This is a genomic window from Bacteroides sp. M10, from assembly GCF_014334015.1.
GTDB lineage: Bacteria > Bacteroidota > Bacteroidia > Bacteroidales > Bacteroidaceae > Bacteroides > Bacteroides intestinigallinarum.
Map to the genome: position 1 here is coordinate 1,227,931 of NZ_CP060488.1, position 13,877 is coordinate 1,241,807.

Here is a 13,877-nt window from a genome sequence, read left to right on the forward strand (position 1 = left end):
ATATTGTTCTATTTTGTTTATAACATCTATTTTAAATCACAGGTAATTCAACATTATCTTCCGGTCCCCACCCATCAACATTGCCATCCATTCCTCCACCCCCATCAGGATTCGGCGGTAACTCTGGCTTATCAACCTCAATCTTATCATCAGGTGGTAACTCAATCTCCGGTGGAGGTTCCTGTTTTCCATCATCTCCAATTCCAGCATCTTCAAGTGTCTCTATTATTTCAGTAACATCAATTGCTGCTTCTTGCACCGTATTATCCGTTTTGATAAATCTCAAGATCAACTTTATATCGCCTACACCACGGGAAATTGCGCTCCTTGATTCTGATATTCGTGTCGGGACTGACATTTCCTTTGCCTGCTTGAAAGCTGTGAAATACGCCACTACCTTATTACCATCTTTCTTTACCTCAAAATAGATAGGCTGCGAGGAAGATGCTCCATAACCTTTACCAATGTGGTAACAATCAGATAGTCCGTTAATACACCCTACGATTGCTGTTACGTACTCCAAACCTTTGACCTCTACCGCAAAAGAATACTTCTTCACTACCGATTCCAGTTTCCAATCCAAAGAAAGCACCTCTTCACTCTTATCTATTTTCAGTTCATCAATATTCAGCACATACAGTGAGTCCGGTGACCAAACCATCTTTTCCGTTCCTGTAATCCCTAAACCATTGCAGTTTCCTGTATAAGCTTCTATCGTTTCATAGGACTCTTCTCCTCGGATACGTATGGACTCCGTATTATAGTTGTAAGCTACAACCGAATATCGTCCCGGAGGAACTTTCATTTCTCCACCTCGTACCGAAAGGTACCTGTCCACTTTTTTACCCTCACCATCTTTCGGATAAAATATAACCCGGATACCTTCTGGTAATTTATCTGTTACTCCATCCCAGTTTAATGAAATTTCTACCCCACTTACAGGATAATCATCCAATATATCGCGACGGCTACACCCGTTTAGCACCAGCAGCGAGGACAGAAGCACAAGAAGCATGAATCTTGCATTTCGCATAACGCCCTCCTATCTCTTTGTTGTTATCAACCATACCAAAGAAACTTTTGCTTTGGTAGGACCAATAAAGTTATAACGCCCACTATTTGTCCATACAATATCCCCCTCATAAGGAGTATATTTCTTATATTCTGTTGTCAAATACCCTATGCCAAGACTGAATTCAAGGGAGAAGTGCCGCACTAATTGCTTTGCATATCCATAAGTCACTCCAGCAGCTCCATAGTACTTACCCTGATAACCATCTCCACGTAACTGGAAATCGTATATCCCACCTTCAGCATAAAGTCCAATAAAATGTCCGGTCAATCGGTCGCGCTTCTGCCGGTTTCCCAGCCAAAAACGTCCTTCCATGCCTCCAAAAAGGAGCTGATAGCAAAAATCGTGTTTACTATTCAACCACCACGGACATTTATATTCAGTATTCAAAGACCACCTCTTACCTATCGGAATTTCTATTTCTATATTCGGTGCCAATGCCAAATCATATAATAGATTGTTCTTTACTGCAAGCACTGTTTTGCTTTTCACCGGCTCTTCTGCCTCCGACATATCGACCTCACAGGTCTGTTTTTCTTCACTTTCTCCCACAGGCTTATCAGGTTGATTCTTCGGAAGCGCCTCTTCCTGATTCGAAACAAACAACCCGGAGACAGAAGATACCGGTTCAAAAGCCTCTCTATCTATTATCGTAGTTTCCCCGACAATCGTTATAACAGACCGCCTCAATTCCGGAAATACATTACGAACCATATATCGGTAGGCGGCTCCCCGATTTAGCTTACGCAACAGTTGCTTTCTTTTGGCGATATCATCCTTATGATAGTCAATCAACATCAGCACTTCTTCCCGGTCGGGTAAGTTGGTGTCAGATGCCACCAACCTACGAAACTCCAACCAATCCTCTCCCTTTGAACAGAAATGAATCTTATCAACATTATTAACTAATTCATATCGCCTCAAGAATTCCTTTATCGAGTTATTTCTCTTAGTAACCAAACTTTTATTATAAGACTCGTCACCATCAGGAGAAACAAAACTCACTACATTGATCGCTGTTATATATTTCGTATCCGAATTTCCGGACAACAAGGAATCCAATGTTATAATTGCCTCTTTATTAACCATATAACAAGGATTCACATTCGTTTCATTCGCATCGAAATATATCACCACCCGTCGGATTGTATCATTTGCAACAGTAAAAAATGGCACCGAAGCATACCCACTTTCTGAAAGGCTTAATAAAACCATAAGAATAGCCAATATATAGATGCCATGTTTCATTGTCGTTCGTTTCTGTTGACAAATATAGAAGTTAGAAAACAAATCAAATCATACTTTCAGAAGAAAACACAGACCCTGAAAGGTTCTGTGAAACGATTGAAACGATTTTGCAAGTTTGAGGAGTATAAAAGGCAGAAAATCATATAAAAAGAATGCACAGATTACCAATCTATCGATCGATTCTCTGTGCATTCACTAATTAAAAGCTTGCTTTCATGCAAAGCCCAGTCCAATTATGCAGCCGGGTCCGGTGCTTCCCCGTTGCCATCATCGCCCGAATCAGGGTTACCCCCATTATTCCCCCCATTACTACTTCCGTCTGTATAATCCGTTTCAATTTCCGCACGGCGGGTAATACTCATATCTTCCAGCGTATTTTTGAAGATTTTTCCCGGATAGAATAAGATCTTTCTCTGAACGATCGACTTGGATGAGACCTCCTTTTCGTCATCCGTACTCTTAGCACGGATAGTAGGAGTGAAGATACCAAACTCACCCATCTGCACGCTCTTTCCATCATCAATATCCTCCGCCATCTTATCCACCAGACCACTGACGACCAAATCTACCACCTTACGATGGACACCACAAAGCTCACTTACTTTCCGACACATCTTTGCAAAATTCACCTTACCGGAACGAACCGATTTTGCCACATACTTTTCGTTTTTGTCCTTGTCAAAACCGAACACTCTTTTTGTTACTACGTACTCTAAACCCATAATTGTTAAAGTTTAATTGGTTAAAAAAATAAAGGTTATCTGTTTGTCATTCTCTTTGTTTGAATGACTCTGCAAAGGTATATCAACCGTAAAACGTCCGGTCCCCTTTTGTCTCCTTTATGTCTCCTTTCATCGTTTCGAATCAATTATTATCGGAAGAGAATATTGCTAGTTATCAACAGGATATATCAAAGAATTATTTTTTTCATAAAATGCGTATTTTCCATGTTCAACACTCTAACTTATCAATGGATAGCCATTGAAATTCTAACAGCTAAAAGCCTTCCTGTAACTTTTACATTGAATGTCTACAAACAAAGAAGGCTGCAACCTCATCACAGATTGCAGCCTGACCTTTTTATAAAGTAACCTATAGTCTAACTCTCATAGAAATCTCACGCAAAGATATCGCTCCGCAGAATATAACCGATAACATCTCCCTTACGTACGGTAGCGCCTTGTTGTGCACATATTTCCACCACACGTCCGGTAAATCCGGTCAGAATCTTTTCATACTCTCCCCATGGAGTAGAAAGGTAGCAAAAGACTTCGTCATGCTGATATTTACGTCCGATGAATGGCGCAATGGATGGTCCCTCTACGGAAACTTCCCAAAGTACCTGCCCGTTGTCGGGAGCAATAACCGGATCTGCCTTGGCACGTTTCAATTTCTTTATATCTTCCTCGGAATAACCACTCTTTGCCATGGATGCATCCTTAGCATGTTGTAATTCATCCTCAAAACGTTTCTTGGCAACACCGGATTTATAATCGCGATACTGACGATCGTGCATAGCCAGTTCAAAAAGTTCTTCGTCATCCTCTCCATACTCCCAGCCATTCTCATCCATTTCCTTGCGATAATCATCCAAAGCATCCGGATAATTCAACTGCGGATCAGTATCGACAAACTCATATCCTTTAGACTTCGCTAATTCTATAATCTCCGGAGCAAGCGTACCCGGCAGCCGTCCACTCTTACCCAGAATCATATCCCAGGTATGGTTGTCTATCATTGTCCAGCGCTCTTCCCCTTTTACCAATTGCATAAGATTCATCAATGCAACATTCTTCACATACTGACTGAAAGGAGTCACCAAAGGAGGATAACCCAACTTAGGCCACACATATTCCACTTCGTCGAAAAGCATTACCAGCAAATCGTCAAGACTAAGTTCAGGTTCGTTCTTACTCCGTAATATCATATTGATACCGGAATGTACCCCTTTCAAATCTGCCATCATAGAACCCATCATGCCACCAGGCAAACCACATTTCAATAAAAGCGAAGACATATATTTGTTGGTAGGATCCATGAAGTAACCCAGAAAGTCATCTATGAATTCCTGCGTCATCGCACGGGCCTTCATATATGCTTTCATATTGATATCAGGAACCTGAAAACCTAAATCTTTCAACATTGCCTGTACCGAGATCACGTCCGGATGCACTTTACCCCAAGACATGGGCTCCATAGCCACATCAATAATATCCGCACCATTCTCGCAAACCTCGAGGATAGATGCCATAGACAATCCCGGTCCGCTATGACCATGATATTGTATCAATACATCCGGATGTTTTTCCTTGATAGTCCTGACCAATTGCCCCAACATACCCGGGCGACCGATACCTGCCATATCTTTCAAACATATTTCAGGTGCACCGGCCTCAATCAGTTGATCGGCAATTCGGGCATAATACTCAACGGTATGCACCGGAGAATATGTGATGCAAAGAGTCGCCTGCGGAATCATACCCGCTTCCAGAGCATATTTAATGGAGGGAATTATGTTTCTCGTCTCATTCAGTCCACAGAAGATACGGGTGATATCCACCCCTTGTGCATGCTTGACTTTATACATCAATTTACGCACATCTGCCGGAACCGGATACATACGCAATGCATTCAAACCACGATCGAGCATATGCGTTTGAATGCCCGCTTCTCTAAAAGGTGCGGTAAAAGCACGGACGGCTTTATTAGGATTTTCGCCGTACAATAGATTCACTTGCTCAAAAGCACCTCCATTCGTTTCAACTCTTGTAAAACAGCCCATCTCAACAATCAATGGAGCTATACGCACAAGCTGGTCAACCCGAGGTTGATACTTACCGGAAGATTGCCACATATCCCGATAAACAAGACTGAATTTGATTTCCTTTTTCATCATAGCCAATAATAAGTGATTTTTTCTTTGGTTAACTTCACATATACAAATATAAAGGTTTGTTTTGACATATAGTCAAAAATAATCTTTAAAAAATGGGTAAATAGAGATGTTTTACATCATAATGAAAGCAAACTATTTCCGCATACGTCTTAACAGTATAAATAACAAATCAAATTGTCTAATGTTCAGAGATATCCCCTTAAGAATCCAAAGGCTTCACGAAGTTTATTCATACTAAGGTTTGCACGAATGCAAATCGCTTTTCAAAGTCATCATTCGGTATAAAAAGGATAAGATAACCATCAGGCATAATCCATCTATCACGGAGTTTATCATATTCAAAATTACTATTGCAATAATTAATATAAAATGTTATATTAGTGGAGTCATTAAGATAAAGAATAGATTTATTACAGATATCATTTTCAAAAACACAAACTAAGACAGCATTGTCCACTACAACCTCAATGCCTTTACTTGCTTCCTCTTTAAACAAGTATTCATATATACACATCTCTTTTTTAAAAAACAATCTTTGAATGCGGCTACTTGTATTAGTGAGCACGCTTCTTCCCACATACAGCAAATTTTCAAAGTGTGAATGCAATTTAAGAGTATCCATTTCATCATTTTTTTATTGTTATTACTTTGCTAAATATTTTATGACTGATCTCTCTCATTTAAGATTCTTGATTTGCCAGACATAATTTATTCTCCAAAGTAACATATTCACATTCATATACTCACAATCATATATGATTGTATGATAAGTTTCAATTAAAATAAAGAATTACAAGAAGAAACATCTACCCATTCAAGGTTACACAAATAAAGATGAAATGAGACTGTCTTTAATAATGTAGTGATTATTAACCAAACACACAAAGATTTCGTATATTTCTCATTTCAGTACACCGAAAAAAGTTTATCTTTTCTGTATAAACGACTTTTGAGTTTCTAATAAATTCTCAAGGAGTTTATTAGAAACGGTATCCAAGTTTATTAAAAACCCGAATGTAGCTTTCAGAAGGGGATACATTGAATTTATGCAACAGAAAAGGCTGCAAATCCTATAAAAGGTTGCAGCCTCAAGCTTTTTATCGGGTCGTCTATACCCTAATCCTCATAAGGATCTCCTAGATGTTTTGTTATAATCTTATACTGTTTCATCGTCAGATAACGATGATTATACGGCATATAACCGGTCGGTACAAGTTCTTTGGTCAACGGGTTACAGTCTTTAATCCATCGGCTTAGACAACGCACTGCATTTTTACTGGTCGTACATCCGGGGAAGTACAATGCAGCTAATACAGCAAAAGATAAGATTCGTCTCATTTCGTTTTTAAAGTTTTAATTTGTCGTTTCATTGTTTCTTTCGTTATACAAATATACAACATCAAAAAGCGTTTGTCAAGTCTTTTGGGTTTTTGCCGTTAATATAAAGGATCATTTATCCATACAAAGCTGATTTTCAATTAATTAAGCCGTCATTTTATTTTTTCAATATTTGACATTAAAATTATTGCAAAGCACTTAAAATAAAGCAATATCTTTCCTTTAAAAGGAACACCCCATTGGTTTTAAAGGAACGATGCCTTGGTTTTAAACCAACGGGGCGTTCCTTTTAAACCAAGAAAACACTTATATTCAGACCTTATTTTCTAATTTTCCTAGAAGCTGCAATAGTATTCAGGAAGACTTACTTTCCTCCCCATTACTTACCCCAAAAGCATTCTACTTTAGCCATTAAGAGTGCATCGTGTACGATAACAGTGAAAATCAGTGAAAGAATTTAAAAGAGAAACAAATACAACAGAATTATTTGGAGGTTAGTTTGCAAAGACATACATTTGTCATGTGATTTTTTTCATAGTATTAGATTTAAGGTTAACAAAGGTTGGAGCAAGGCGTTGCTCCTTTTTTTATATCCATATATGAGGTTAGCTTATACGAGTTAATTCAATAACTGATACATTCCTCCTGCCAATACACGAACTACCCCTTTCATTTCCAGTTCAAAAAGAATTGCATTTATCTTATGTACGGAAATATCTGCTTCTACTACCAGAGAATTAATCTGTAAATTCCCCTGTTTCTCCAGGATAGAGACAATCTTCTGTTCTTCTTCGGACAAGTCGAGAAAAAGACTACGTTGCACATTTACTTTCTCGGAAGAAGTTGCCGGTATATTCCATCCCATTGCCTGTACAAGATCTTCAGCCGATAATAGTAAGGAAGCCGTATTATCTCTAATCAACCGATTACACCCCTTTGAATATTCATCATTTATCCGGCCAGGAAAAGCAAAACAATCGCGATGATAGCTTTCAGCAAGTTCAGCAGTGATTAATGAGCCTCCTTTTTCTGCCGATTCAATGACAACCGTAGCATCACACATACCTGCGACAATGCGGTTACGACTGACGAAATTATGTTTGTCGGGATTCGTACCGGACAGAAATTCGGTCAATAGTCCTCCTTTTTCGAGCATATCAATGGCTGTTTTTCGATGGACATAAGGATAAATGCGATCCAGACCGTGAGCAAGAACACCTACCGTAGGCAGGTCATTGACCAGCGCTTCACGATGTGCATGGATATCGATTCCATAAGCAAGTCCGCTGACCACCAACACATCAGGACAAAGTGTTTTCAGATCGCGCAAGAAAGAGGCGCAAATCCGGGTACCATAATCAGTGGCATTACGGGTGCCTACCATATTTATGATATGCAGGGAATTCAAATCGGTATTTCCTTTAAAGAAAAGGACGATAGGAGCATCTTCACATTCCCGCAAACGGGAAGGGTAAGCCTCATCATGGAAAGTCAGGCAGGAGATCCGGTTCTTCCGGATAAATTCATATTCCTGTTCAGCACGAATCACAGCTTGCGGACAATCCAATGCGTCTACCACCCGTTGACTCACTTCAGGAATACGTTCCGGTATTTCTTTACGCAGACGGAAGACATCAACAGCATTATTCATTCCGTCTATCAGATGTTTCGCCCCTATGTGCCCGATACCGGGCACCATTGTCAGGGCGATACTATAAATCTGTTCTTCCTCGGAACTGCTCATTTCAGGTAAGGGGCAAAGACGCTATCGAATAATTCGCTGTCACTCAAACGTCCGTTTACCACACATACCGTTTCAACAGTGGATTTCACTACAACTTTATGATCACTCTTACGGAAAATATCCTGATAGAATACATATTTGATACCTTCCTTCTTCATATAGAGTTTAGAGACAAACTCGTCTCCGCTTCTCAACGGCGTTTTGAATGCCATATTAATGCGTGCCACTACCGGATCGACTCCCTGTTCGTGAAGTGCAGCAAAACTGATGCCTACCGACGTCAGAAACTCATGGCGGGTATGTTCCAGATAATGCTGGTAGTTCGCATTATTAACAATCCCTTGAAGGTCGCACTCGTAATCACGCACCTTCATTTCCAATTCATAGATATAGTTCATTTAAATTGAGAATTAAAAGTTGAGAAATAGCAGTTAGCCTCTTTTTTGCTCAATATCGAGTCCTTTGAACTTTTTCAGTTCTTCGGTTGATACCAGTTTATACAGCTTGTCACTGGGGCGTATCTTATCCGATTTCATGGAGAAGTGCTGGCCTTTCTTCACAGTCTGTACGGATTCCAAGTCAACGCGGGCTTCTTCCAAAGTCATGAATAGAGCACCTGTGGTCGGTCCGGTAATGAGAAGTTTATCGCCTACGCTGACTTCCGCAGCCTCTACCAGGAATTCGGAAACTCCGATGTTAGAGAAGTATTTGATACCTTTACCCACATATATTTTACGTTCCGTAGCTGCCGAGCCATAGTTTCTGGTCCATTCGCCTAAACGTTGTCCCAAGTAATAGCCATCCCAAAAGCCGCGGTTGAATACAGTTTTCAGACGTTCGTCCCAAGCTGTAATCTTTTCGTCGGTAAATGTACCTTCCAGATAAGCCTTGATAGCCTCTTTGTAACATTCTACCACTGTACGCACATATTCAGGTCCCCGGGCACGGCCTTCAATTTTGAATACACGCACACCGGCATCCAACATCTTATTCATAAAGTGGATGGTCTTCAAATCTTTCGGTGACATGATATATTCGTTATCAATATCCAGTTCCACATCCGTCTCTTTGTCACGGACAGTATAGGAACGGCGGCATACCTGCATACAAGCGCCACGGTTGGCAGAATGATTCATCTCATGTAAAGAGAGGTAACATTTACCCGATACAGCCATACAAAGCGCACCGTGACAGAACATTTCAATGCGAATCTGTTCACCGCTCGGACCACAAATATGTTCTTCCTGAATCTGGCGATAAATTTCGGCTACCTGCTCCAGATTCAACTCACGGGCCAATACTACCACATCTGCAAATTGTGCATAGAATTTCAAAGCCTCTGCATTGGAGATGTTCAGTTGAGTGGAAAGGTGTACCTCCTGCCCTATCTGACGGGCATAATTCATCACCGCCACATCGGCTGCAATCACAGCAGAAATTCCCGCTTCCTTGGCTGCATCGACAATGGTATGCATCAAAGGAATATCTTTATCATAGATAATCGTGTTGACCGTCAGATAACTTTTCATTCCGTGTTCATCACACGTATGGGCGATCTCCCGCAAATCATCAATCGTAAACGTATTGGCCGAACGGGCACGCATGTTCAGGTTTTCTATACCGAAATAGATAGAATCGGCACCTGCCTGAATAGCCGCAGCAAGAGATTCGCGCGAACCGACAGGAGCCATTATTTCAAAATCTTTCAAACTAAGACTCATAGAATATATACTTATTTGTATCAGTTAAGCAAATGAATGCGTACAAAGGTAGGCTTTTTTCCGTATTTTTGCAGCGAAAACAAGAAGTTACTTCAATCATAAACAGTAAATATCAGATTCATATATGAAGATAGGCCAAATAGATCTGGGTAAATATCCCATCTTACTTGCTCCCATGGAGGATGTCACTGATCCGGTTTTCCGCCTGATGTGCAAGAGGTTCGGAGCAGATATGGTATACACCGAATTTGTGTCGAGCGATGCACTGATTCGTGCTGTCAGCAAGACTGCGCAGAAACTAAGTATCAGTGATGCCGAACGTCCGGTTGCCATCCAGATATACGGGAAAGATACGGAAACGATGGTGGAAGCTGCCAAGATTGTGGAACAGGCACAACCTGATATTCTGGATATCAATTTCGGATGCCCGGTAAAAAGAGTAGCCGGAAAAGGAGCAGGAGCGGGTATGTTGCAGAATATCCCTAAGATGCTGGAGATCACCCGTGCGGTAGTAGATGCGGTGAAAATCCCCGTAACGGTCAAGACCCGCCTGGGATGGGATGCTAACAACAAAGTAATTGTAGAGCTAGCAGAACAGCTACAGGATTGTGGCATTGCTGCACTGACTATACATGGCCGCACCCGTGCACAAATGTACACCGGAGAAGCAGACTGGACATTAATAGGCGAAGTGAAGAATAATCCACGGATGCATATTCCTATCATCGGTAATGGTGACGTGACGACGCCCGAACGCTGCAAAGAGTGTTTTGACCGTTATGGAGTAGATGCTGTCATGATTGGTCGTGCCAGCTTTGGTCGTCCATGGATATTCAAAGAGGTGAAACACTATCTGGAGACTGGTGAAGAATTACCACCGCTAAGTTTCGACTGGTGCATGGAAGTGCTTCGCCAGGAAGTGGTCGACAGTGTAAATCTACTTGATGAGCGCAGAGGTATTCTGCACGTACGCCGTCATTTGGCTGCCAGTCCATTATTCAAAGGAATACCTAATTTCCGTAATACACGTATTGCCATGTTACGGGCAGAAACAAAGGAAGAACTTTTCCGCATATTTGAAGAAATCACTTCCCAACGTAAAGAGAATCCGGAAATTTAATCCACCATAGATCATAATCTTCATCCGCAAACTCTGACTCCTGCGGATGGAGATTACCTGTTTCAAAATACAGAAGTATATTCCAATTTTCTACTTAAACATCGGTTGTGCAAACCACTTCTTAAACATCCAGGTCACAACTACATACAATAGGAATGCAGAGAAAAATCCTACAATGGCATCAATCACATAATGCGCCTGAATATATACGGTAGCCCCGCAAAGCAACATATAGAAAGGTATCAGACAAGCAAACAATTTCTTACTGCCACGCCATGCCATAATCATCAAAATAGTAGAAATACCGACGTGCGAACTGGGGAATGCTGCCGTAGGACGTTCGCCTACCTGCTGCGAACCTTCCACTAAGCTATAAAAGAATCCATGCTGATAACCCGGTCCGGGAAGTAATTCCTGATTATGATTGAAATAGTCACCGATAGCAGGAAAAAAACCTTTAGATACATTATCAATCCCGATAGCAGGGAAATAGAATTGAGGTCCCGCGACAGGAACGAATATATAAATCAGATAATAGATAAAGAAGGAAGTGACGAGAACAAAAGACATCTTTTCGAACCACTCAAACTTATAAATGAAATAAAACAACGCCACAATCAGCATCATAGGATAATAAAAGAAATATCCCATATTAAATGCCTCGCTGACAATAAGATGCGGAAACGTATGGCAAAACCAGATAGCAGGCTGACCATTGAAAATAAACTCCTCGGCAGTTGCAAATACATGGTCTAAATTCGGAAAGAAGCGATTGAACTCGAAAGTATCCGGATACCAGTAAGACAATAGACTCATCTGGATAACAATGCGCACAAACGCTGAAAACTTACAGGGAGCAAGACGATAAAGATACATCAACAAAAAAGTCATCGCCGCGATCATAGCCCTATCCAGCAACATGTGCCATGGATGATCCATTCGCTGAAACAGGAACAGAATCAATATGGAAGTCAACAGATTATAAATCAGTGTAATCTTTTCCACAGCAAACAACCCTTTCCGGGTTTCTACGCGCTTAAATAAGTCTAAAGCCATCCTTCATTTTTATACCAGGCAATGGTTTCACGAACTCCCTTTTCCAAATCATATTCGGGTACATACCCAAGTTCTTTCATCACCGGGGATATGTCGCATTGCCAGTTGCGTTGTTTCATTATCTTATATTTATCCGAATTCAGGGTACTGCTCCTCCCGGAACGTGTAGCAATGAATTCAGCGAACAAAGATATAACTTTTAGCACAATTAATGGACATTTCAAGTGAAGAACAAACGGATTACCCAATTCTTTTTGTATCAGATCCGAAAAGACACGACTTTTATAGATTTTCCCATCTGTCAAGAAATACGCCTTTTGAACCACTTTTTTCTCCATTCCTAAAAAAATCGCCTGCACAATGTCCTTCACATAAACAAAAGTCAAGTCCTGGCGTCGAAAACCTACCGAAAAGTCAACATGCTTCTGAATGGACTTGGCCATCAGGAAATAGTCTGACTCACGGGGACCATAAACTCCCGTAGGACGATAAATGACATAAGGAAAACCGGGAATACTCTGAATATATAATTCCGCTTTCAATTTACTTAATCCATAAGCCGTATTAGGCATCGGAGCATCCTCTCCGCTTATCGGAGTATAATCCTTCTCGCGTACAGGTCCGAATACGCTCAACGTACTAATATATATAAACTGCTTCGGAACCATATTCAATTCTTTCAGCGTGTCTATAAAATATTTAGTCTGAAGATAATTCACATAATCAAAGGTCTTCTTATCAGAACACTTTGTCACACCGGCACAATGAATGATATAATCAAATTTGCTGTAAGTACCTTTATGCCCGGAGAGTTGGGCACGAAGCTCATTAGGATGTGCAAAATCCAATTCCAGAAAGTGAATTTTCCGGTTCTTTAAATACCTCTTGCTACTCGTGGGACGAATTCCGGCCCACACACCAAACTTTCGTTTCAACGCTTCCTCCACGATGAAACTTCCTATAAAACCACTTGCACCTGTAATTAAAACACTCTCCATTATTACTTCCCAAGTTCTACATGAATATTCATTCAAAAAATATGATGCCACAAAGATACGATAAATATAAAATAAAAGCCATTTTGCTTTTCTCAATTATTATTTGTTTATTTGCAACGCGATTTATTTACTATTCAACACTTTTAAAGCACGTGGAAGATAAGGCCGATTTTGATTTTCTTTTTAAAGAGTACTATCCTCAACTTTATTATTACGCATTTCATTTGATTAATAATATGGAGGCTAGTAAGGATATTGTCAGCGACGCCTTCGAATTTATTTGGGCCAATTATGCTAAAATAGATAAAGCCACAGCTAAATCTTATCTATATGTCTATGTCCGCAACAAAAGTATTGACTTTCTGCGACATCAGAGCACACATGAACAGTACGTACAAATCTATTCCGAACTGACCAAAAGTTATGTTGAGACGGAGTATCAGGAGCAGGACGAAAGAATGATGCATATCAGCAAGGCTATGGAAAAACTGACTCCACATACCAAACATATTCTTGAAGAATGCTATATTCAACGTAAGAAATATCAGGAAGTGGCAGAGGAGTTAAATATTAGTGTCAGTGCAGTCAGGAAGCATATTGTGAAAGCATTACAGGTGATACGTGAAGAATGTGCAAAAAAATCATAAAGCAGGTGTCTTTATTTTATGATTAAACGTAATATAA

General features: G+C 40.4%; 13 protein-coding genes. 2 read left to right on the forward strand and 11 right to left on the reverse strand.

Going from position 1 to position 13,877, the window contains the following annotated elements:
• Window positions 1-31: 31 nt before the first annotated feature.
• The 9 genes from H8796_RS04660 to H8796_RS04700 form a co-directional block, all read right to left on the reverse strand.
• Complete coding sequence (locus H8796_RS04660) at window positions 32-1,033, reverse strand: DUF5119 domain-containing protein (RefSeq protein ID WP_117932672.1); 1,002 nt, start codon at window positions 1,031-1,033, stop codon at window positions 32-34.
• 9 nt (window positions 1,034-1,042) lie between these two features.
• Window positions 1,043-2,320, reverse strand: a complete 1,278-nt coding sequence (locus H8796_RS04665) for a DUF3575 domain-containing protein (protein WP_117971362.1) — start codon at window positions 2,318-2,320, stop codon at window positions 1,043-1,045.
• A gap of 233 nt (window positions 2,321-2,553) precedes the next feature.
• The gene (locus tag H8796_RS04670; RefSeq protein WP_117932668.1) at window positions 2,554-3,042 is read right to left on the reverse strand and encodes an HU family DNA-binding protein; all 489 of its coding nucleotides are present in this window, start codon (window positions 3,040-3,042) and stop codon (window positions 2,554-2,556) included.
• Between the two features lie 395 nt (window positions 3,043-3,437).
• On the reverse strand, window positions 3,438-5,213 hold the full coding sequence (locus tag H8796_RS04675; protein WP_032848608.1) for an oxaloacetate decarboxylase: 1,776 nt from the start codon (window positions 5,211-5,213) through the stop codon (window positions 3,438-3,440).
• Between the two features lie 232 nt (window positions 5,214-5,445).
• The gene (locus tag H8796_RS04680; protein WP_117512495.1) at window positions 5,446-5,838 is read right to left on the reverse strand and encodes a hypothetical protein; all 393 of its coding nucleotides are present in this window, start codon (window positions 5,836-5,838) and stop codon (window positions 5,446-5,448) included.
• Between the two features lie 494 nt (window positions 5,839-6,332).
• Window positions 6,333-6,554 carry a DUF4248 domain-containing protein gene (locus H8796_RS04685; protein ID WP_004324036.1) on the reverse strand — a complete coding sequence of 74 codons (222 nt, stop codon included), beginning with the start codon at window positions 6,552-6,554 and terminating at the stop codon, window positions 6,333-6,335.
• 619 nt (window positions 6,555-7,173) lie between these two features.
• Window positions 7,174-8,298 (reverse strand): DNA-processing protein DprA, encoded by a 1,125-nt coding sequence (gene dprA / locus H8796_RS04690; protein WP_187343942.1) that lies wholly within the window; start codon window positions 8,296-8,298, stop codon window positions 7,174-7,176.
• On the reverse strand, window positions 8,295-8,696 hold the full coding sequence (locus H8796_RS04695; protein ID WP_117932666.1) for a thioesterase family protein: 402 nt from the start codon (window positions 8,694-8,696) through the stop codon (window positions 8,295-8,297). The genes dprA and H8796_RS04695 overlap by 4 nt, the downstream gene beginning before the upstream one ends.
• A 33-nt stretch (window positions 8,697-8,729) precedes the next feature.
• Window positions 8,730-10,019, reverse strand: a complete 1,290-nt coding sequence (locus tag H8796_RS04700) for a peptidase U32 family protein (RefSeq protein WP_117932664.1) — start codon at window positions 10,017-10,019, stop codon at window positions 8,730-8,732.
• Between the two features lie 124 nt (window positions 10,020-10,143).
• On the opposite strand from H8796_RS04700, the gene dusB reads away from it, so the two are divergent.
• A complete protein-coding gene (gene dusB / locus H8796_RS04705; protein ID WP_117932662.1) occupies window positions 10,144-11,139 on the forward strand; it encodes a tRNA dihydrouridine synthase DusB in 996 nt (331 codons plus the stop codon).
• A 90-nt stretch (window positions 11,140-11,229) separates the two neighbouring features.
• Here dusB and H8796_RS04710 read toward each other — a convergent pair whose 3' ends face one another.
• Window positions 11,230-12,195 carry a phosphatase PAP2 family protein gene (locus H8796_RS04710; protein ID WP_004324044.1) on the reverse strand — a complete coding sequence of 322 codons (966 nt, stop codon included), beginning with the start codon at window positions 12,193-12,195 and terminating at the stop codon, window positions 11,230-11,232.
• The gene (locus H8796_RS04715) at window positions 12,186-13,193 is read right to left on the reverse strand and encodes an NAD(P)-dependent oxidoreductase (RefSeq protein WP_117932660.1); all 1,008 of its coding nucleotides are present in this window, start codon (window positions 13,191-13,193) and stop codon (window positions 12,186-12,188) included. Before H8796_RS04715 ends, H8796_RS04710 begins: the two co-directional genes overlap by 10 nt.
• Window positions 13,194-13,237: 44 nt before the next feature.
• Between H8796_RS04715 and H8796_RS04720 the strand changes: the two genes are divergently transcribed.
• Entirely contained in the window at window positions 13,238-13,840 is a 603-nt protein-coding gene (locus H8796_RS04720) for an RNA polymerase sigma-70 factor (RefSeq protein ID WP_004324046.1), read from the forward strand.
• Window positions 13,841-13,877 lie beyond the last annotated feature (37 nt).